Here is a 22,540-nt window from a genome sequence, read left to right on the forward strand (position 1 = left end):
TGCTTTCTAACTTGTTACTTGTTCTTTTTCTTCTAAGTCACGCAAGATTCGATTAATCTTGTTTTCGACTGCTTGATAAACACTTTTGTCGATGTGGTCATTGTGAGCTAACATTTGAAATTCACTGTAAAACTCGCCCATTTCTTGATTTTCAACTTCATCTAATGACTTGCCTAACTGCGCTAAAAAGAACTTATCAACCAGTTTCAAAACCGCTAAATCAGATTCAAAAAATTCATTAACCGTTTTTTCCTTCCAATTTTCAATGGAAAGAGAATCAAATGGGCTATCTTCCTGCTGAAATGCCCCTTCCGGAATATCATCATCAATTCCCATCATTGTTGGTTCTTCTATTGGCTGTGGTGTCTCTACTGGTGGTAAATCTTCCTGTTCCGGCTCTGATGGTTTTTCCTTTCTTTCTCCTAAAAAATCTACAATGAGTGAATTTGGATTTACGTCATCATGTAGGGAATCAATATCTATATCTAAAATAGATTTATCTGTATCGAATTCTACGCCTAAGTACTCCCATCTGTATTTTAAGGCTGTTTCTCCCGTATTATAAATTGGGCGAGGTCTGATCCGTTTTCTGTTATTATCCTGACGTTTTATAACACGAATAACGGTACTTTCTCCTTCTTTAAAATTCATAAGTTCATTTGCTGTTAACAGTGGGCGTTGATCTAGACCTTCCGTTTTATTTTTATCAGTAGAAAGACCTTTTCCGCTTCGAGAAGGTAGGTTAATCGTCTGATTCCCTAGTTTTTTGGACACTTTTTCGGCGGTTTCTTGATCGTTAGTTAGAATGTAAATGGTATTCCCACAGTTTCCATCAATCGTATCTGCATCCTCACCATACTTATTTTTTAATTGTGAATATGCTTGAATGATAAGATTAAAGCGAACATTTCTACCAAGACAAACCGTGATAATATTCGCCATCCCTTCAATACTTGGCATATTACCAAACTCATCCAGGCAAAAAACCACCTCACGGTGACATTTCCCTCCACGAGCGAGGGAGGCACCCTTTGCCAATATAAAATAAAGCTGCCTTACAAAAATAGAAGCAATCACATGATTCGAAGAATCAAAGTCTGGTGTAATCATAAAAATAGCCACTGGTTTATCGAAATAATCCACTTTTGTTATTTCCATATCTTCATTTTCTTCTATTACTTTAAATTCTGTATGACCCGTTTTTTTATCTATTTTTGTAACAATAATAGATGTTTTCGTTTGAGGATTTTCCTTTTCATTACATTGAATGGTATCTCCAACTTGTATTGATTGTTTAAAATCTAATGCAAAACGTCCTGTAATATCTGCTTTGATAGACTCCTTTGAGCCATCTGAAAATACAATTTCCACTCGTTTTCTAGGTGTCACTTTTCCTTTTATCGTTTTTCCAAAACCGACACGTTTTAAATCCACACTATTTTTCGCTGTCATTTTAGCGATTTCATCAAATGTAAAAATAGAAAGTCCGTTCATTGTTTGAGTGAAAATCCCACCTCTTGCTTGCCCTTTTGAGAAATTAGAAGTTGCATATTGCATTTTCGCAACGCTATCCGCTGGTAAGCCTTCAAAGTATAAATCTAATGCATTTTTAGGTGGTTCCTCTGGATCTATTATTATTTCTTTCGAACCAAGTTCTGATAACATGTTAGCTACTGCATACATCGTTATTTTTTCTTCTGTTCCTTCTGTAATACATTTATCTGTTATAGCTAAAACCATAGCGTTGCATAGGCTCATAGCACAATCTTGCCAAAAAGGATCTTTAACACCTGGTTTATAAAACAAAGTGTGTGAGAGTGTTTTACATAATGCCTGTGCCGTTGAATAATCCCCATCTTTATAAGCATCTTTGACAAGCTGCAATAAGTTATAACTCATGGAATCAAGTGGCTTTAACAAGTTCAAAACTTCAATATGATACCCTCGTTCTTCCAGCGTTTCTTTCGATGCGCTGAACAATTCCCCCTTTGGATCGTTGAAAATTAAAGATGGCTTATGTTCCGCTCTAGAATAGACATCAATTGTAGGAAATACAAAGGTTTCCCCTTTACCAGAGCGTGTTGTACCAATGATTAAATTATTTACCGGACTATCATCAATGAATACCTTTTCACCTAATCGTGAAATAACAACACCACCGCCACCTTTAAACGATTCCTCTCGATCCGGTACAGCTCGATACTGCTTTTTCAGCTCTTCAACTGTTGTAAAACGACTAGATCCTTTCTGATGATTATTTAAGTTTTTAAAGGACGATTTCAATTTGTACACTGTTCTCGCTATAGTTCCAATCACTACAAGGAAAACAAGCATGTAATAAATTGGATGTTCTGCAATTGGCATCTGAAAAAGAAATCCTACCTCCATATGAAATGGTTTAGGATGTAATAAATCACTAAATGTTGTTTCTATCAGCTCTAAAGATAAGTTGAGTAAAAAATTAGCGATCAAAAACATTCCAACAAACAAAAAAGCACTCAATGGAATGAGTACTTCTTTTTCAGCTAATTTATATTTGATTGATATCTTTTCACTATACATATCAAAGTATCACCTCTGTTCAATCTAGCTTCAAATTAAATAGGTACTCTTTTTATGAGTACCTTTTCGGCAATATCAGTTGGTTTCTCTTTATTTACTCGCTACCATCTTTTCATTTTGTTTCAGAACTGGCTTTTCTTGATTCGTTGTTTTCTCTGGTTCTGTCGGCTTCTCTGGATTTGTTGGTTTTTCCGGTTCTGTTGGCTTCTCTGGATTTGTTGGTTTTTCCGGTTCTGTTGGCTTTTCTGGCTCTGTCGGCTTCTCTGGATTTGTTGGCTTTTCTGGTTCTGTTGGTTTTTCCGGTTCTGTTGGTTTTTCCGGTTCTGTTGGCTTTTCTGGTTCTGTTGGTTTCTCTGGATCTGTTGGTTTCTCTGGTTCTGTTGGTTTTTCCGGCTCTGTCGGTTTCTCTGGATCTGTTGGTTTCTCTGGTTCTGTTGGTTTCTCTGGTTCTGTTGGCTTCTCTGGTTCTGTTGGTTTTTCTGGATCTGTTGGCTTCTCTGGATCTGTTGGCTTCTCTGGTTCTGTTGGTTTTTCCGGCTCTGTCGGTTTCTCTGGTTCTGTCGGTTTCTCTGGTTCTGTTGGCTTTTCTGGATCTGTTGGTTTCTCTGGATCTGTTGGCTTCTCTGGTTCTGTTGGTTTTTCTGGATTTGTCGGCTTCTCTGGTTCTGTTGGCTTCTCTGGTTCTGTTGGCTTCTCTGGTTCTGTTGGCTTCTCTGGTTCTGTTGGCTTCTCTGGTTCTGTTGGTTTTTCTGGATTTGTTGGCTTCTCTGGTTCTGTTGGCTTCTCTGGTTCTGTTGGCTTCTCTGGTTCTGTTGGCTTCTCTGGTTCTGTCGGCTTCTCTGGATTTGTTGGTTTTTCCGGCTCTATTGGTGGCTTTGGTTTTTCTGTCCCTGTATTTTCCGTATTACCATTCTCACCCTCCGTTATAATTGGTGGGTTCACAATTGTATCTGGTTTCTTCTCTGGTGGAAGAATATCACCTATACTCGCTACTGAAGAATCAATATTTTGATCACCGAATGCAAAATGATCTCCATTCACGGTGACTTGTGGCTTGTTATCTGTAATAGCTGCAATCACATTATCTTTTGTTGTATCTTGAAGTGTTTTATCTGTTGTTTCTTTATCAAAGAGTGCTAGAACACGAGAAGTGGTGTCATCCCCATTTTGAAGATTACTTACAATAGATTTTTCTTTAAAATTAATTTTTGATTTATCCAGCTCTTCGAGTACATAAGCAACTTCATTATCCTTACTTTGAATTGCGTTTTCTGTAATTGCTTCAAAATCATTTTTGTTCAGATCTTCTTTCTTTTCATCCGGCTTATTCTTATCTACTTTTTTTGTAATAGCTGATTTACTTTTTGATGATTCCTTACTTCCAAACCAACTGCAACCTGTCGTACTTAATATCAATGAACCACCAAGAAAAACAATTCCCATTTTTTTGTACAGATTCTCATAATTTAAAGGCATGTTATTCTCTCCCCCTTAGATGTTCTGTAGATCTTTATCAACTTTTTCAATCTTAGCTTTCTTTTCTTCTTCACTTATCGTAGATTGTTGAATATCTCGTTTCTCTAATTCTTTGACCTCTTTCATTACATTTTTATTTCCTTGCGTTTTAGCAAAGGAATAACAATCTTCATATTTTTTTAGATTTACAAAAGCTTCAACAATGAGTTTTTCACGTCTACCGTCCATATTGACTTTACCCTTAAGCTTAATTACCTCCTCATATTTCTTATTAAGTGCTGCTTTTTCAAAGTCGATTACATCATTTTTGACATCAATTTCATTGATTTTATTCATGTTGTCTATCCCAATAAAATAAGCAACCACACTTTCTGCAAATTTCGGTTCATATTGTAATGCCTTATTTGCCTTTCCATTTAATAAATAAGTAAATAGAACTGCCTTCTGACTATCTTTATCTAATTCTGTGTAATTGACCTTATCGAAGTATTTAACGGCTTCTCCATACTGCTGAATGGCTGCCTGTTGTAATCCTTTTACTACATATTGTTCAGAGCCAGCATTTGCACTCGAAACTGGTTCGGAAGTGAATAACTTAAAGGCAAATATGGCACCAGCTCCAATTAACACCACGCTTCCTATGACACTCGCAATAATCTTAAATCCTTTTCTATTTTCCTTTCCAGGCTTTACTTTTGGCTCTAATTCATTCGATGGACTATAAGAGGGTTCTTCCTTTCTTACTGGTAATTCTTCTTGATATTCATATTCTTCATGAAAAGGAGAATCATTGATTTCCCTTTCTAATGTTTCTAACAGCTCCTTTTTTTGTTCCTCTTGTTCCGGATCTAATTGCATCACATTCATTTTTTTAGAAATGTGATCAAAAATGTGATCTGCATATCTCGAACCAAGTGATAATGTACCGTTATAAATTTCATTAGAATGACCATCTAACAAATCGAAATCAATATGTTCTTGCCGCCCTGCCTCTCTATAAACTCGTTCTAATCGCTTCGTTAAGATATAAGCTTCATGAAACGAATATTGCTTACCCGACTCAATTTCTGTTCCATTGCTACTCTTAAAAATGACAAACATGGCTTCTCCTTTCTTCCGTTTACTTTAAATTCACTTCGACTGATCTCTTGAATTACTATTTTCATCTTTATTGGTTGCGTACTTATGATAGATACAAAAAACAGAAATCAATACCCAAATAACGATGAAGAATGTCAAAGCTCTTAACAGCCCTTCTGTTGTTGGTACTGTCATAATCGGTTGTATATTACCAATAACCGAAACGCTCTCCAATACACTTGGTAATCTCATAATTAACACCCCGATTGCTTAATAAAACTAAAATTCTATAAAAAAAAGGCAACAAAAAAAGCCATACCCTTTGCATAGCCTCCTCATTGCCTTAATTATATTTTTTCACTATTTCATCCAGAAAAACGGGAATAAGATTTGACCAAATTTCACATTGCTATTTACGCTCTCTGCTAAGTATTGGCATCCCATTACGATAACAAGTCCGGCTGCTCCACCAATAAACCACCAAATACATTTATGTCTTCCTCGTTCACCGCCCCAAATTAATAGATAAGCACCCCAGCAAAATACAATCGCTGTACTAACCATCGCTCCTCTTTGCATCCATGCAATAAATGAATTCCCTGTATTAATTAGACCGTCCATCGCATCACCTAACACTAACATTTGAGATAATGTTTCCAACATTGACATATACATTCACTCCCTTTTCATTTTTAAATGCTTATACGTTACTAAGCTGACTTGATTCATTCGCCTTGCTGTCTTCTTTTACTTCTGTTGATATTGCTTTATAAGCTTGCAAAGCCTTCATTACTAGATCTTGATTTTCTTCAATGTATTTCTGATGATGTAAATGAAGCCAATGGTTATAATCCTGACCATTGGCTCTTAATAGGTTTGCTACCATATCTTTTTCTTTTTTTAATTCCCTTTGTGTTATCGCCACTGTATCACCACCTTTCAATGATTATGTGATTACTTTTGATATTGCTCTTTGCAATTTTGAACAAAATAGGTAACTTCTTTTTCAAGTTCTGGAAGTTTATCAATTGTAAATTTAATCTCTTTTTTTACCTTACCTTTTTCATAATATGCAAGAGTATCCCTTCTTTGCGATAATCCCCAATCATGAGGGTTACTTGTACTTGGAATATCATCACGATTTTCATCTAAACCTTTTACTTCAATCTTTTCTTTTTCAGCTATTTTTTTTACAAGAAAGATCCACTCTTCACTATGCCTCATGTTAGACGTTAGCATAACAAAACCTGTTCCATCCTCACTCATAAATTTCTTCATTTCTAACGGACTAAGTTCCATTACTTCCCCTTTTCCCGAACCAAAGACAAATGTTGAACCAATACCAATTGCAATTAACAGTCCAACAACAGCGGAAATGATCCACCCTTTACGACTCATGCATGTTCCTCCCTATGTCATATTTTTATAAGCGATTTTGAAGTGTGATGAGACACATTTAAACTTCAACATCTGTCTTTATTTTATAACATTTAAAGGAAAGTGGGATAGAAAATGGAAATATCATTTATGGCTGGAATGACGAACCCTGTATTGGCATGCGTATAGAAACTAACCCCGACCTAGCTTCTATATGCCCAATACCGCACTACGTATTTTGGCATGAACGTAGAACCTTATGTATCTACTGTTTGTATGGTTCATCGCTTCTTCAGAATGTCAAAATGGGATATTCCTCACGATCACTAGCGCAAACAGATTTTTGATACAATGCATTTCCCAGTGGTCACAGATGAGTTTTACGTTCTTACTCACCCAACGATAATCGTATACCTAACCCCTCTAGTGACCTTTTGAGGGGAGGCACGCATATATATTGTATATTTCACCTTTCTACATCATTACTGAAAGGAAGAGATACACAATATATATCTAAATTGTCAAAGAACAACTTACTTTGTGCTATGTTCTCAGCACACTTCAAAATCGCTTTTTTTATTTACACTTTTGTTTGACAGCTACTAATTCCGCATGTTTATTTTTTCGTTTAGCAATTAAGTTTTGATGTTCATCTCTAACCGAGCGCACTTGATAATAAATTTGAGCTACCTTTTCGATGCTTCCTGTGCTATTTTCAATTGCGATGGTACCTTTCAGTTCGTATGTTTTTCCATCAAAAGTTTTAACACTATGAGCTTGTGATGCGGCAATATCATAAAACGTGAGTCTTTTTTCTTTTCCCATATGAACGCCTCCTATTTTTGATAAGGAAGGGAGAAAAACGCTTCTCCCTTGTCTAGTTTTCTAGCCATCTAGATAGGATGAAATATTGAACGAGTGCTTCATATCATGCTAGGATTGTTGTGTTGTACGAAGTGATAATGCGTTGTGCTGCCTCTTTTCCGTATATGTGCTGTAATGCGGATTGAGATTCAACTACGATTGAATGCTGAATGTGGTATGTTGCGCTTTCTTTTAAAAACTGCTCCATATGAGGGATCGGGTACAAATCATATTGATGAAATACCAGGTGAATCGGTCTTATATTCTTGCATTCTGTTAGATATTGAAGAAAATTTGATAATGCTTCCCCTCTCTCTTGATACGTACTCGTTTTCGTTTCTACACTGATGTACACAACGGATTTTTGTTTTAGATCCATTTGTAGTGTTTCATAACCAGTTAGTAAATCATGTTTAATGATGTGATATCCTTGTTTTCGTTTTTCATGATGTGTATCTTCATAAAAGATGCCTTTTGGATCAAAAATGAAAATAAAATCATTGGCATTTTCTTTTACACCTTCTATGACCGTTTTATAAGCACCAAAACGAGCCTTTATCACACCTGCAACCTTTTCCCCTTCATTCAGTTCTTTCAACGCTCTAATCACCTTTGTATACTTCTTAGCTACGCCTAACATGCGCTGCACTCCTTCCTATTTCATTTTCCGCTTATGACTAGTACTGAAACCAAAAATACTCTCTCTGATTTTCTAATTTCTCATGTCGTTCTTGCTGCTCATCTAAAATTCGTAAAATTGTACTGATTGTGCCTTGCCTTGTTTCTTTTGCTGATAAGGCTAATACGCTAAACATTTGATAGGCCGGATGATCTTTCTTCAATAACTCACTTAACTCCAAAAGATAGGGATCTTTTTCTTTTGCTTGTTGCACAAATTCACTAACCTTTTCTAAATCTAAATAGTACAAATCTCCATGTCGTTGATTTAAGTACAAAATAATTCCTGCTAGTAAGTTCATAGCGGATTCTATCCAGAAATCCTACCGTTCTTTCGGCTTGATTACAGTTTGAGCGATTGAAATACCTTGTATAAGTTCTTTAGAAAGCTAAGCACTCTTGCGCCGCATCACGGCTTCCCCAAGTTTCCCTAAATTTTTTATTTTACCGACGTAGATTTCTGACACCTCATATCATCTCCCTCTCGGTTTCTTATATCTTGCTCCCTATCCAAAAAGTAACTGTCCAAATGGGAATGACGAGTAAACATGTATTCCTATATCCAATAACGAGGTCTAACGGATTTTCAACTACATCACTAAAATGAGCTTCATATTCTTTCATATCACGATTGAGCTTTCGTACGGATTCTAACTGCAAATACAGCTCCAATTAAGCTAAGTACAACACTTGCAAGACCGATCCATCTTATATAAGGATTTTCGGCTTTTCCGCCTGTTGTTGGAAGATAAATTTCAATTTTCTTTGGTGTTTGTTGTGGTTGTGGTTTTATAACAATCTGTAGTGGTTTCTCTAGTGTGGAATGACAGGTTTTCTGGTTCCTTTTGGTTGTTCCGGTACCTGTGGTTGCGACGCTTCTGATTGCTTCGGTTTTTATGATTATTCTGATTGTGGTGTCTCTGTTGTAGTTCGTGTCGGTTTCTTCTAACCCTTTACCATGTACTTAATAAATCGACCCACTTCTTTAATTTTAAAAGAGAGTATTTCCTCCTTCGGTAATATCCGTCTGGTGCGGATGTTTCTTTATATATCTACTATCCATATGGAAGCTTCAGCGTTCAGAAGTTTATTGTTGTCGGAAATAGGAGGTTTAATGCTACAAGGAGCGTAGTCATTGTAATGAGTAGCATTTGACTTGAACGTTTCAACATGACTAACAGCTTCCTCATATGATATGCAATTTATAAAGTTCTCCAAAAACTAAATTTTCAGTTTTATCAACTTAAAAAAATAATTATGTTACCCCTTTTCTGTATTGTTCATTTACAATATAGATGTATAATTATTGTTTAATGAGTAAATGAAATTTGTTTTATTCTAATCTTGCACGATAGTACGTAGCAAAAAACAGTTTTTCAATTGGTTCATTGAAAATATCAGCAAGAACTTTTGCCCTATTTTCAATAACTCCTTTGGTACCAGTTTCAATGTGATACAGAGTTTTCATGGGTATTTCAGAAGCATCCGACAGCTCTTGAATTGATAAACCTTTTGATTCTCTAATATTGCGTATAATAGTCAATTTCTCACCCCCTTACTCACATTCTATTCTCCTTAAAGTAGAATGTCAATCCCTTAGGGATAATTTTCTATCCTTAAGGTGAATTTAATTCACCTTAAGAAGTTAATTAATATCCTTAAGGTGAAAATATCGATTGGAGTGAACTAGATGATACAGAATTATTTCGGGGAAAATGTTAGAATTCTAAGAACACTTAAAGGATTAAATATGAAGGAACTTGGTGCTGTTTTAGGAGTCGCTAGTAGTACTATTTCCAACTGGGAAAATAACAGGAAAGAGCCAAGTTTTGAAATGCTCCAAAAGATTTCCATTTATTTTAATGTAAGTACTGATCGACTCCTAAATCATAAAATTGGTGATAGTGAAGCTCTTACAACTGAAGATCGAAAATTAATTGTAGAACGTTTAGCACAAGATTTGTATGAAAGTTATAAAAGCATTCCTGATAAAGATAAACCATTATTAGAAAATGAGTTAATTGAGTATGCAAAATACTTAACGCACAGAATTGAGACTAAAAATAAATTAAAGCATAGCTGAAAGGCATTATTTTTCTTGGAAACTTCCAATTAACAGTAATAATTCACGATAAGTTTCTAAAATATTATTATCCTGGTTAATCATTTCATTAAACCACTCTTGATTAAGATTCATCTTGTAAACCTCCCGTATTTTGCACAAATTGTATGTGTTAGTGGCACGAAATTTTTACGCTTTTTAATAATGAGCCACCATTATAAAGTACGAAAGACGCTACTTTTTAGTAGCGTCTTTCTTGCTTAAACGGCTTAACCACCACCGGGGTCGACCATCCTTTGCATAACATATTTATTTGTATCTTGCGCTTTTGCATGTTGTGAATCTGGTGTTTCTAATTGAAAAAACGATGTCAATAGCATTACGGTATATAACGTAACCGCTAAAAATTTATTCACTTGACTTCACCTCTTCTTTTAATAGGTCTTTCTTGACGTATTGCGAATAAAAAATATTACCTGTTAATTCAAAAGATTCTAATGATTCTTTTAATCCTATTATATCATTATTTACTTTTGAAAACGAATACTGCTGGAAAGCCGTGAACTTTTTACCATCCTTTCTCAGATCTTCATATAGTTTAATTCCTTTTTCCCAATCACCATGCATACATTCAAAAAAAGCCTTCTCAGACGAATGAATAAGATCAAATCTTATCTCATCTAAATTAATACCATTTTCTATATACAAATGCGCTAGTGTGGTATGAAACGCTAAATACTTTTGTGTTTTTTGTGGAACTTGAATACTTTCACAAAGAGAAATGGCTTTCTTAATGTACTTCTCAGCCGTAGATGGACATTCAAACGTAAAACTTTCTCCTAAACAGCACCAAGCTGTAGCCTTGATAATGGAAATATCCAATTCAGAGTCTAAAATTTCATAACATGTATTGCGGCATCTATCTAAGTCATTTCTCATTAAATATATATAAGCCAGTCGCTCTTTATATTTCATTTGCATGCATCTCTTAACGTACTCTTGTTTCACTTCTTTTAAAATAACATTGGTACGATCAGCATAAGGAATAACCGCATTATAATTTTGCTTATCGTACATTGCTTCCATATATAAAATATTTAAAGCTGCTTGACACACTGTATCTGAAGAGAAATCTTTGGTATACATCTCATCCAGAAGTTGCTGACCTCTTGCTATATTTTGATTTCTTTTATTCTGTATTTTATAAACTGTTATGTACTTCTTTAATCCCTTCGTATCAGCATGCTTTTCTATAATATCCGTTATTACTTTGTATTCTCCCATTGCTTGGCAATAGCATAATGCTTTTTGTACATTTAATGGTGTTTTACAGAGAAGAATATATTCATGAATGATTTTTCTTTGCTCTTCCAAATTATCACAAATGGCTTGAACTAATTTTAAGAAAACCTCAAATTTAAACTCTTCTGTTTTACATTGAAGTCCGTTATCAATTGTTGTTTTACTTGTTCCAATTTCCTTTGCTAGTTGTCTACTACTGATTTTCTTTTCAGCTTTAATTTTCGACAATTTCCCCATTAAATTCTCCAATGTAAAGCCCCCTTCCAAGCACAAGACACACCACCCAATATAAATTATTAAAAAGACGTTTTAACCTATAGTGTAGTATTTCAGTATATTCTTGGAGGTTAATAATTAAATTTAATCATTGGGTAATCAAAACTTGTCATTATATTACCTGATATTTTTTCACAAATTTCATAATTAGAAATATTTTAACACGAAGGCCTTATAGTTATGTGTAAAGTGCCCATTTTTTAAATTTTATATTTATTTATGCGAAAATTCAAAAAATTAATAGGATATAAACATTTAAATACAGATATGTTTAAATGAATTAAAATGTTTTTTACAGATGGGATAACAAAGGCTACTTAAGGGGATTGATATTATTTTAATAACAATATAAGATAGATAGAAAGATTGTATTTTGAAGAGAAAATGTTTTTTAAAAATATGTACACATAAAAAAAAACCCCACTATACTCAGTTTTAAATTGGTCTCTAGTTTGGCGACATGAACCAATTTAAAACTCCTATAATAGCAAGGGTCTTATTTAACATTTTTTAATGTTCGCTTATGACTATAATTATAACATAAAGTGAATTTAATGTGAATAAGAACCTCTATTTTTCCATGTTTTTCTGTATGTGTTTAGTGGGAGAAATAGGAGGTTTTTTTGTGATTTTACAAAATTTTTTGCTCAGTCGAGCAAAAGCTGAATTAAGTCCACGTATCAAACACTTATCAAAGACTTCTGGAGCTATAAATCAAGCAATAAAGAAAATTACTACTTATATTGATACTATTGTCCTAGAATATGAGGGTGTTACCACTAAAGATTATCTTACCAAAAGAAAATATGAAGCCTTAGAGACTGTTTTATCTTATTTAGTACAAGAAGGCTATAGTCAAGTTAGGCAAGAACACATCAGCAAAAAATCAGGCATTTCAAAACCAGTCATTAACTACGTGTTGACATGGCTGCAAGATCTGGGCGTATGCCAACAAATTAAAGTGCGAAGACATGGTAAAATCGCCCCTTCAATTTACATATTAACCATACATAACAACTATTTAAAAATCATTGAATATTTTAAGATAAAATGGGCTTTAGCAATTGATGTGTGCTCTACTTTCACTAAATTTCTAAGTGAAAAACTCTTTAAGAAAAATTTTGTAGCCAATCCTGAAAATCTAAAGAATGATATACAAGTCTCGTCTAATTCTTTAGATGTTTTCGACATAAATAAACAAGAAAAATCAGATAAGGATTTTGAATTAATAGAAAAACATAACAGATTACAAGATTTAGATGACTATCTAAGTGAGGATCAGAGAAAGGCTTATTACTACATTTTAAGCCAAGAACTAAATCATCTTAGTGAAAAGGATGCATACACAATTGCTTTAAGGATGCCACATTATATCGATCGCTATGCTAGATGGGATTTTGAAGAATGTGTGCAATGGTTCCAATACAATCAAGCTCAAAATAGCAATCCTGCACATTTTATAAAAATGTTTGGGCAAAAATCTAAACAAAACTGGGAACGAAGAAATCAAAACGCATTAGAAAAGAAATCACTGCATGGTTTAAATAAAAAAAGAGAATTTGTTTTCTATAATTTTTTAGAAGAGAGTAATTAAATTTAAAAAATCATACTAGTCTGTAGCCTTGCTTAAAAAAATCAACCATAGCAAGGCTATTTGTCATATCCTCTTATAAACAGTCATAAACTTGCTATTTTTCGACACAAGAAACTTCAAAATACAAATCATCTTATAGGATTTGTATTTTGAAGTTTCAGGCAATCTACGTATACAGTTAACCATAATATATTTATAGTTAGCTCTTCTTTAACTATCAAATTAAACTTGAAATTTACTAAGAGAAAATGCTGAATAGCTTGCTAGATTAAGTTTAAAAGCATCATTATTTATTCTAATGTTATTAATGGTTTTACTTTTTAAAACAAGATTTATTTAATATAGCATTCTGGAATTCTTTCTCTTTTGTCTAATTTTAGGGAATCCGATTCAACCTGCAAAATATATAAATGATTATGTAGATGCCTGCAATCAGCTTCCCTAAAATCTGATAAAATTCTATTCATTTCAGCCTCCCCCTTCCTCCCCCACTTCTAAAGAATATCACTAGCTATTGAATACACTTTAAAAAGATCGACCATACTAAAAAACGTAAACTATTAAATATAACCTAGTAGCATTATTTTTGTTTAAGATTAAATACCTCTAATACTTTGTAGATTATGTAAAAGTTTAAAACACCTTATAAGCCATTTTGAGGAAAAAATTTCATTAGAAGTATCTCTATTTCACATTGAGTATTATTATTTACTAGTAAAACGCTATTTAAACGCATAGCGTTCAATACACCCCCTCATTAATTTTTGTGTATTTTGAATTAAAAGAATATTAACCGGATACTAATTCTATTAATGAAAACTTTGATTCTTGCACATATATCTAGTAAAATTCTTATATTGGAAACAAACTTTTAATAATAAAATTTTAAGTAATTCTTTAGTTATTCTATTGTCTACTAAATATCTTTTACTTCCAAAGGTGAACGTTATCAAAACGGATAACCTTTATAATTTAATTAACATTAATACTAGATACATAGACTAATCTAGCACACAAGTAGCTGCACTGAAAACATTTTAAAGGTAGTAAAGCTTCTTACCGAGTGGCCCAATAAAGATTTTTATTATTAGAGGAATGATCCTTCTAATAAAGAAAGAATATCTAACACACAAATAATGGAGGTGTGAAGTTTGGAATATGGATATTTTGCACAAGAAGTAGCAAAGCAACTGGATATAAACACCAATACACTTCGTAGATGGTCAATTGAACTAGAAAAAATGGAGTACATATTTGAAAGAAATGAACGTAACCAAAGAATTTATTATGAAAATGATATAGATATTTTAAAACAAATGAAGGAATACCTAAATCAAAACTGGAAATTAGAAGAGGCCGCTACACGAAGCATGGAGACAACCGAAGAAAACGCCCCGAAAACGGATAGTGTTCAGGAAGAAAATGAAACTGAAGTAACACTTCAGAAACGTTCACAAACAGATATTTCAATAATTCAAGATAAGTTTTCCTATATGTTTAACCAGCAAGAAAAAATTGTACAACAAAACCAAGATATTATTAATTTATTATTACAAGAACGCTCAGAAAAGGAAGAAAAAGATTTACAAATCCAGTTACTACAGGAAAAACTGGATAAAGCCATTCAATTGTTAAATGAAGATCGCCAAGAACAACAAGATAACAGTAAACAAACGTTCATTCAACGTTTGTTCAATCGAAAATAATTGGGCGATTTTCTTTTAAACACATTTCCCAAATAAAAAAAAGCGGTAATTACCGCTTTTTTTTATTTTTCAAATCACCTTCACAAGGCTAAATATACATCATTAAAAAGAATTCCTCTTATGTCTGTCTTTAATACTTATTTAACTTCAAAAGTAAAACGTATATTTACTAATTTACATCTAACTAATACTCATTAAAAGTTCATACATATCGCCTAAGTATAATAAAGAGAAAAACACTTAATTTCAATTATAATATTATTAGTTGAAAAAGCCAAAAAACCCTGTCTTTTTCTCAACCTTTTCTTAATTACTTTTCTTAATTCAAACATATCAAAGTCATCTTAATCCTTTTAATATCAAGGGATTAACGCACCATAAACGCCTAGCGTTCACGACAAATCTTAATTTTTCTATACTTCAATTCTATATAGTTAATCCTCAACTCAAATTTAAATTTAATTTTGTATAAAATTTAGAGTATTACTTTCAATTTTATTGCGTTTAAGGTATTTCCACCATTTCAACAATTAGAAGTATTTATATATTTCTTTGGCCTTACCTATGAATCCCAAAAATCATCGGTATTAATTAATATTAATGTATAGATCGTTATTTTCAAAATCATCAAAATTCCATCAGTTTTTCGGGAAGCTTGGTTAGACGCTGTAACGCCCTAACTTCTTAATATTTTCATATCATGGAACTTAAGTAAGAATGCCTTAACCCCATAAAACAATGGGTTTAACGGATTATGAACGCATAGCGTTCTCGTTTATCAGAACGTTAATTTACCACTTCACAAGCGTTCATTCTGTATTCATTTTAATCTTGTTGTAATGAAATTATATATTGAATACTTAAATTGCGCTTCTTCATTACAAATATATCATTAGCTTATTTGTAATGAAACTACAAATTTAAAATAACGCGCCCCTAAATTTCACAAACAAAGCTTTCTTGATCCTCAACTTTAAGCTTTATCAACAAATCCTTTATCGTTATCTCTAAGCACTCTTAGTAAAAGCTGCATGCCTCTAAATAAATGAGCCTTTGTAAACGTTGATATGAAAGGGATAGTCGCTACAAAAACGGGTAGCGATAACACTTTGATAACGTTTACGACTTAGGGGGTTTAGTTACATTCTCTAAAACATCACATCCACTTGGAAGTATTAAACTTTCAGATCCAACTAACTACTTTATTTACTAAAAAAATGAATTCTAACTTAAATAATTAGGTTGGTTCATATACAAATTACTCGCTCTAATTAATGCTTTCATTATTACTTTTGGACACTATAACTTAAGCTGTCTATCAGTTATTACACTAAATCTAGAGGGTCATGCCGAATGTTATTATGTAAACTGTGAGCTCACATTATATACATGGATCAGAGAAAGCAAAACATCCTAAATTAATCTATTTAATGGATTACGTGTTCTTCTAAAATATTGACAGATTATAGGGATGAATGACTAATATCAGTTAATAAGATAGAAGAATATCGGCATATGTACGCGAGAGAAAATGATTTAAACATAAGTGTTCCAGATGCATAGGTGTTTGGAGATGATTCCAAGGAGATGAGAGATGAATTAAGAAGTTTAATTGTTAAAGGAATCAAAACAGGAACATACGCTGCACATTGTGTTTACGGGCTTGAAGGAGAGGAAATTCAAAAGTTTGGTCAGTACGATATTGTATTGGCTGGAGACAATACTCGATTAGCAATTATAAAATATACAGAGATTGATTTTTTAAAAATGAATGAGGTAACAAGTGATTTTTCCAGATCTGAGGTTACAGGTGATTTAAGCTATGAGTATTGGTATAGTGAGCGTGTTGAATTTCTCACTTGGGAACTAAGCCCGTATGGACTTACTTTTGCTCCAGACTTATTGCTAATTTGTCAAACGTTTAGGGTAATGGATGTTTTTGAACTACTCACCACTTAACGTCCTAACGGACTGTTTGAAGTGGAAGATTCCTGCGAACACCGATTATCCACCGGTTATCTTAGCAGGCTCTACCCGTAGTCCCTACGGTGAGAACATAAGTATCTTGTACGTTGACTCACCACACCCCCTACTTTAGCTTGGTTTGCGCAACTTCGGCAAGTGTGGGCGATAGAACGTTGAAGATTTTACGGTTGCAACGTTTTTCTGCAACCAACCCCATATCTTTAGTTTTCAAAGAGCAATCTGTACAAGTAAATGATAGCAAACATGCTTTATTCTAGCTATATATATACAAGAAACAGGCTGTAAAAATCCGATTTTACAGCCTGTTTTTAAACAACTATTTTATTTTTAAAACAACTTTATTATTCGTTAACAAAAACCTTACAAACGTTGTTATTAAAGGAATAAACGCCATAATAACGTATAGCGTTTATGCATCATTAAACACCGAATTAACACTTCGATAACGTTTGTCTGTTAGCGGATTTTATACATCCTCGAAAACTTCAAATTCTCTTAAGAAGATTATAATTTAAACTATTAATTTTAACTTTAATTCCTAAGAATATCTTAAAGGAATTCATTCAACTCATATAGAAAACTTCTCCAAGGTTTATATAAATACCTTACAAAAGATCCAATTAACTAAAAAAACAATTGATCTAGCAAACGAACTGAAATTAGTTCTAATAAATATAAAATAAATATCTTATTTATATTTATTTTATATAAAAATCTAATCAATCGACTGTTAAATATAAAATTAATTCATTTAAATATTAATTTTATATTTAAATTATATCTATTTGATATTTAATTAAGGTTAATCCCGTTCAAAACCTTGTAATTACTCTACCTTTAAGGTATAATATATTTATTAAATATAAATAAAAAATAAATTTTATAGAGGTGATGTATAATGAAGAATTCAAAAGGGAAAACTCTTCATATAGACATTGAAGGCGATATTGGGAACGATTCTTTTAAAGGTTATATTAATGGTGAATACATAAAAATGAAAAACGTATATCAAAGCGTTTACTCAATGCCAAATGTAACAGAAACAAACACTCAAAAAAATGTGATTAATCTAGTAGACAATATGTTTGTAAATATTGCTAGTAAATCAATTAGAAGATCTGGTATGTACTTTATTGGTAATCGAGCGATGCTAACAGGGAAGAACCCAAAAAACATGAACATTAAAGTAGGGCAAAAATATAACGACGATTTGCCGTTAATTAATATGCTAGGACTAATTGCAAATAAATCCGTTCAGCTTGAGTGGGAAAGAACTGAACAACTACCACAATCAATTAATGTGACTGTTGATCTTATTTCAGCTATTCCAGCAAGCCAATGGACACCAGTAAATGCAAAACACCTAGAGCAACGTTTTACTAATTCAAATCATGTTGTAGTTGTTTATGTAGGAGAAGAACAAGTAACAGTCAGCTTAACATTTAACAGTGCAAACATTACCCAGGAAGGCGTTCCTCCTTTATATGCAATTCTTGAAGGCGAAGAAGATATGTTTAGTGACTTTATTAAACTATATAAAGACAAACTTGAGGTAGAGACAGTTGAAAAATCCTTCTTTAAGAACAAAAAAATCTTACATAGCGACATTGGAGATGGAACAACTGAGTATATATACACAGTTGGTGTAAATCCAGTCATTGATGCTTGTAGCGGAGAAAGACGTGGAGTTGGGCATGCTACAGAAGAAGCTGTTAAGCTATTAAACCAAGAACGTGGAACAAACATTAAACGCCAACAATTCTCACGAATCCTTCAAGATCCAGATCATAAATACTATGAAGAAGCAACTGGGTACTTTAATATTACAAAAGTGGAACAAGCTGAACTTATCTTAGAAGATACAAGTGAAAAGTATGTAAGTAATACAGCTAGTGAAGCTGAAATTTTATGTGTATACGGTGGGGGAAGTGTTACTTTTAAAGATGAGTTATATAATCAACTATTAGAGTATTGTGAGCAAGTTGGTATGTACTTATTATGGATACCAGAAAAATATGCTGTAGATATGAATGCTAGAGGGATGCAAGTAATCAAGAAGATTCTTACTCGAAAAAAGGTGAGATAATATGGCTGACAAGAAAAGAGAATCTTTCTTTTGGAATCTCAAAAAAATTGAGAATGAAGAGTTCTTTAAATGGTTTGAATCTCAAGGAAATATAGCAGATTCATTATATAAACTTGTCTGTTACTTTATTGATAAACATGGTTTACAAGATGTTGGTGATTATAAGATTCAACAACAAATGCAAAGAGAGATCTTACTTCAAGATAAAGATTTTTTAGATGAGGTTAAACGGGTCCTATTGAATGATTCAAAACTCATTATCAAAAATGATGATCAAAACATCCATAATAAGATTAAATCTCCTAATGAAGTAATTGGAACTTCTGAAGAGAAGCCCGATAATGAAGATGAAAAAAAAGAAGACGTTTCTAAATCTGAAACAAATGTTTTGAATGATGAATATGATGATCTTGATACGGCAAGTTTATTTGGTAATTAGTATGTAAATACTCTAAAAAAAGAGTCCTAGAAATAGGACTCTTTTTTTAGGCTTAATTTTCAACTTACATCTTATCAAGGATTAACTGTCGTTTATACCATTGATTTAATTTGCTTCTCGCCGTACTGGAGAGACGTTTTGTTTTTTTATTATAAAATCTAGAAAGAGTAGGTTGCGATATACCTATCTCTATTGAAAGTTCACGCATGGTTATATTCTTTTTCATATGCACAAGCTCTATTTTCTCTCTAATTTCTTGTTCATTTTCACTCGTATCTAATGGTTTTTCTACAATTTTTATTGGTTGAATTTCCTCATGTATTGTATCAATTGTTTTCTTTTTTGCTAAGTTTTCCATTGAACTAATTAGTTCTTTTGGCGGCAATATTACTATTCCTAACTGTGAATAATAGTTTTTAAACCAATTCTTTTTTGTTAGTTTTTCTTCTTCTAAACCATTATCATATTCCCAATGAGAAATTACCTCTTCTTTTTCTAGATCCATAAGAACATTTTCTAATTGTTCGCGAATACGATTCGGTTTTTGTTTCTGGTTTATCCCCATAACTGCTAACAAACCTTTATCTCCACCTATAGAATAAGGTCTTTGTAAACTAGAAAACATTTGACGTATTCTCCATTGCCATGTCAAATATCGAATTAATCTTTTATGATATTTGTGTCTATAGCTATTATATTCAAGTGCCTTTTTTGATAATAATGCTGTAGTACTATTAGATCCATATAAATATCCGGATAAGAAACTTCCCGGTTTGATTCGGCACGATTCTATTCCCATGTATTCGTTTGTGTTTTTATCTCTCCATAGAACTACAGAATCTAATACGAATAGTCTTTTAATTACCTCACGTTTTACTTCATAATGCTTACCTGTTTCAGCACGATCATTTAATACAACTACTTCATTGTCATCATTTAGATATATAAAAATACTTGCTAGGGCCGCAATCCGCTTCGCTACTTTAATTTTATCTTCTACCCTATAGTATTCCACACCATTTGCCTTAGCCTTTGAAATACTGCACATCTCTAAAACTTGTTCATATGAAAAATCAATAAATTCATCGGGCGATTTTGCTTCATTCAACCATTGAATCGTGATGGTATCTAAACAATCTGCAGTTAGATCATCCATATTACTCATTACACCATCTACTAATGTATTCCATCTTGCTGCTTCTTCAATATTTATTAACTTTAGGTCTTCATCCTTATGAGAAGAAAGCTGTGCCACTCCATTACTATCTTTTGTTTCAATAGGATATGATTTTAACCTTGTGTTTTCATCTTCTTCAAATTGATTTTTAGCTATTCCATCTCTTAACTTATAATACACTGCTGAGTTATTTACTTCTAAATAGTTTTCATTCAATTTATTTGTATTTGATTCATTTGTTGCTGTATGCACTTTATTACTAACTGTCTGATTTTTACGAAATTCTTGTTCAATAAAGACACCTATTGTCTCATCAATGATTACACTATATTCATCTATATTTCTATATATATCTAGAGGCGAAACACCTTTTCTTTGTTGTTGCTCTAGCCACTGTACGAGCATTGAAAATGATGGAGAAAGGTATTGTGAAGTCACAATTTTACTTTTATCTGCTTCAACCTCAAGATAATAGGACACCCATTTATGCCACAATTGCTCGTCTTGTTTATACAATTGTTCCGTTATTGATAGTGCATCTCTAAACAATTGTAGAACGTCTTCCATATAAATTCTGCTCCTTATATACATTTAGTCATTATTAATCTGAACTTGAAAATAACTAGCTATATGATGTTCCTTTTTTGAAAAACAAGAAATTAAGTCAGAATATTCCGCGCTTTAATTCCACCGTTAACATGTGCAGGGCTCTAGCTTGCTTCTTTATAACCTGCTCTGTAACTGATTATACAAGACTCAATCGATTTTTAAAATCGATTGGGATAAAACGTTACATTTTTTTTATAAATAGCTAATCTTTTTTCAAAACGATTAAACTTTATTTCAATTTCACAAAAAATTGCATCTATTTTTATTTAAAATTATTCATGACAGATATATAGAAAAAGAAAAAAATAATTGCATAAAATAATATAATAATAGAAAAGGAATGCAAGTATAATGATCTATACTGCATTCCTTTATTGTAATTGTATGTCCACTATATTTTGATTCTTCCTTTTCTAAAATTAAAAAACTAACATCCAAATTTCTTGTTTTTCACCTCTTTCTGGATTCACTCCATTGTAATAAAAGCTCTTCATTAAATGACCCAGCTATTAGCTATCCCTCCTAAACAATAATAATTTTTAAAATAGTAACCAACTGTTATGAAAAAACAAATTAACTCTTTACAAAAGAAAACAACTCGGATAAAAACAGTTTGGTTTCTTTTATAGAGAAGAACAAAGAAAGAGTAGAAAAGCAATACACAAACGTGAAAATCACATGGAGTAACCAATAAAAAAATTGAACATTCTGACAATTTAATCGCTAAGGGTTTTCGTTTACTCTTTCTTTGTTGTTATGAGTTTAACATTATAAATAACATAAATCAACAAAAAAATAACAAAATTCTTATATTTTCGACATTTTATTCACCATGCTCTAATTTCACCTTAAAAACATAGTTACTCTAGCTTGAAAATAAAGTTTAATCGTTTTATGTCCAATATTCAAAAGGGGAACTCCGCTTAACAAGTCTTGTTTAGTACTATTATTTTTCGATTACTTCGAACATCCCAAATTCATTAACATGAAAATTTATAGCCATATCATGTCCCTATTTAACAAAACATGAAACAAAAATAACATTATGTGTCCCTTTTTTATTATCTCGAAATTTTTTTCTAAAAGTGCTTAAAGCTTGATATATAAGCTTTTCTACTATACCTATACTATTAGTTATGAAAATTTATAGCTATATGATGTCCCTTTTATTTTAGATGAAAACCCCATAAACCTTTTTATATTAAGGGTTTCCATGTTTATAACCCTATTTTCATGTATTTATGCAACATGAAAATCCATAGCTGT

At 32.5% G+C, this 22,540-nt stretch carries 19 protein-coding genes and 2 pseudogenes; 6 read left to right on the plus strand and 15 right to left on the minus strand.

All coding sequences use genetic code 11. From position 1 onward, the window contains the following. Positions 1 to 6: 6 nt before the first annotated feature. The 12 genes and pseudogenes from V7S50_RS29040 to V7S50_RS29095 all read right to left on the minus strand — a co-directional run bounded on the left by V7S50_RS29040 (position 7) and on the right by V7S50_RS29095 (position 9,580). A complete protein-coding gene (locus tag V7S50_RS29040) occupies positions 7 to 2,562 on the minus strand; it encodes a VirD4-like conjugal transfer protein, CD1115 family (RefSeq protein WP_336376549.1) in 2,556 nt (851 codons plus the stop codon). A gap of 90 nt (positions 2,563 to 2,652) precedes the next feature. Next, entirely contained in the window at positions 2,653 to 4,038 is a 1,386-nt protein-coding gene (locus V7S50_RS29045; protein ID WP_336584449.1) for a hypothetical protein, read from the minus strand. Between the two features lie 15 nt (positions 4,039 to 4,053). Further along, positions 4,054 to 5,139 carry a hypothetical protein gene (locus tag V7S50_RS29050; protein ID WP_336376548.1) on the minus strand — a complete coding sequence of 362 codons (1,086 nt, stop codon included), beginning with the start codon at positions 5,137 to 5,139 and terminating at the stop codon, positions 4,054 to 4,056. 30 nt (positions 5,140 to 5,169) lie between these two features. Further along, positions 5,170 to 5,370: a hypothetical protein gene (locus V7S50_RS29055; RefSeq protein WP_336376547.1), complete on the minus strand. Its 201-nt coding sequence runs from the start codon at positions 5,368 to 5,370 to the stop codon at positions 5,170 to 5,172. 108 nt (positions 5,371 to 5,478) lie between these two features. Beyond that, positions 5,479 to 5,787, minus strand: coding sequence for a hypothetical protein (locus V7S50_RS29060; protein ID WP_098686149.1), 309 nt, complete (start codon positions 5,785 to 5,787; stop codon positions 5,479 to 5,481). A gap of 31 nt (positions 5,788 to 5,818) precedes the next feature. Next, positions 5,819 to 6,043 (minus strand): hypothetical protein, encoded by a 225-nt coding sequence (locus tag V7S50_RS29065; protein ID WP_137013778.1) that lies wholly within the window; start codon positions 6,041 to 6,043, stop codon positions 5,819 to 5,821. A 29-nt stretch (positions 6,044 to 6,072) separates the two neighbouring features. Beyond that, complete coding sequence (locus tag V7S50_RS29070) at positions 6,073 to 6,516, minus strand: hypothetical protein (RefSeq protein WP_336376546.1); 444 nt, start codon at positions 6,514 to 6,516, stop codon at positions 6,073 to 6,075. A 555-nt stretch (positions 6,517 to 7,071) separates the two neighbouring features. Continuing rightward, a complete protein-coding gene (locus V7S50_RS29075; protein ID WP_000514061.1) occupies positions 7,072 to 7,320 on the minus strand; it encodes a hypothetical protein in 249 nt (82 codons plus the stop codon). A 103-nt stretch (positions 7,321 to 7,423) separates the two neighbouring features. Then, the gene (locus tag V7S50_RS29080) at positions 7,424 to 7,999 is read right to left on the minus strand and encodes a hypothetical protein (protein WP_336376545.1); all 576 of its coding nucleotides are present in this window, start codon (positions 7,997 to 7,999) and stop codon (positions 7,424 to 7,426) included. A gap of 37 nt (positions 8,000 to 8,036) precedes the next feature. Next, a pseudogene (locus V7S50_RS29085) lies at positions 8,037 to 8,504 on the minus strand (hypothetical protein). Between the two features lie 158 nt (positions 8,505 to 8,662). Next, positions 8,663 to 9,086: pseudogene (locus V7S50_RS29090) on the minus strand (LPXTG cell wall anchor domain-containing protein); the annotation flags it as partial. A gap of 284 nt (positions 9,087 to 9,370) precedes the next feature. Next, positions 9,371 to 9,580, minus strand: a complete 210-nt coding sequence (locus V7S50_RS29095; protein WP_000152610.1) for a helix-turn-helix transcriptional regulator — start codon at positions 9,578 to 9,580, stop codon at positions 9,371 to 9,373. 147 nt (positions 9,581 to 9,727) lie between these two features. Here V7S50_RS29095 and V7S50_RS29100 point away from each other — a divergent pair, with 147 nt between their 5' ends. After that, positions 9,728 to 10,120 carry a helix-turn-helix domain-containing protein gene (locus V7S50_RS29100; protein ID WP_000615756.1) on the plus strand — a complete coding sequence of 131 codons (393 nt, stop codon included), beginning with the start codon at positions 9,728 to 9,730 and terminating at the stop codon, positions 10,118 to 10,120. Between the two features lie 248 nt (positions 10,121 to 10,368). Here the strand turns inward: V7S50_RS29100 and V7S50_RS29105 are convergent, their stop codons facing one another. Next, the gene (locus V7S50_RS29105) at positions 10,369 to 10,515 is read right to left on the minus strand and encodes a hypothetical protein (protein WP_001031949.1); all 147 of its coding nucleotides are present in this window, start codon (positions 10,513 to 10,515) and stop codon (positions 10,369 to 10,371) included. Then, complete coding sequence (locus V7S50_RS29110; RefSeq protein WP_002156188.1) at positions 10,508 to 11,638, minus strand: AimR family lysis-lysogeny pheromone receptor; 1,131 nt, start codon at positions 11,636 to 11,638, stop codon at positions 10,508 to 10,510. The genes V7S50_RS29105 and V7S50_RS29110 overlap by 8 nt, the downstream gene beginning before the upstream one ends. A 664-nt stretch (positions 11,639 to 12,302) precedes the next feature. On the opposite strand from V7S50_RS29110, the gene V7S50_RS29115 reads away from it, so the two are divergent. The 5 genes from V7S50_RS29115 to V7S50_RS29135 all read left to right on the plus strand — a co-directional run bounded on the left by V7S50_RS29115 (position 12,303) and on the right by V7S50_RS29135 (position 19,488). Continuing rightward, complete coding sequence (locus tag V7S50_RS29115) at positions 12,303 to 13,271, plus strand: hypothetical protein (RefSeq protein ID WP_000602970.1); 969 nt, start codon at positions 12,303 to 12,305, stop codon at positions 13,269 to 13,271. A 1,151-nt stretch (positions 13,272 to 14,422) separates the two neighbouring features. Then, on the plus strand, positions 14,423 to 14,977 hold the full coding sequence (locus V7S50_RS29120) for a MerR family transcriptional regulator (protein ID WP_000455700.1): 555 nt from the start codon (positions 14,423 to 14,425) through the stop codon (positions 14,975 to 14,977). Between the two features lie 1,587 nt (positions 14,978 to 16,564). Continuing rightward, positions 16,565 to 16,936: an ASCH domain-containing protein gene (locus V7S50_RS29125; protein WP_336376597.1), complete on the plus strand. Its 372-nt coding sequence runs from the start codon at positions 16,565 to 16,567 to the stop codon at positions 16,934 to 16,936. Between the two features lie 925 nt (positions 16,937 to 17,861). After that, the gene (locus V7S50_RS29130) at positions 17,862 to 19,049 is read left to right on the plus strand and encodes a ParM/StbA family protein (RefSeq protein WP_199634079.1); all 1,188 of its coding nucleotides are present in this window, start codon (positions 17,862 to 17,864) and stop codon (positions 19,047 to 19,049) included. A gap of 1 nt (position 19,050) precedes the next feature. After that, a complete protein-coding gene (locus V7S50_RS29135) occupies positions 19,051 to 19,488 on the plus strand; it encodes a hypothetical protein (RefSeq protein WP_336376544.1) in 438 nt (145 codons plus the stop codon). Between the two features lie 64 nt (positions 19,489 to 19,552). Here the strand turns inward: V7S50_RS29135 and V7S50_RS29140 are convergent, their stop codons facing one another. After that, positions 19,553 to 21,232, minus strand: coding sequence for a helix-turn-helix domain-containing protein (locus V7S50_RS29140; protein WP_336376543.1), 1,680 nt, complete (start codon positions 21,230 to 21,232; stop codon positions 19,553 to 19,555). Positions 21,233 to 22,540: the final 1,308 nt, after the last annotated feature.

Origin of the sequence: Bacillus sp. CCNWLW194, assembly GCF_037120585.1 — a bacterium.
GTDB classification, from domain to species: Bacteria; Bacillota; Bacilli; order Bacillales; family Bacillaceae_G; genus Bacillus_A; species Bacillus_A basilensis.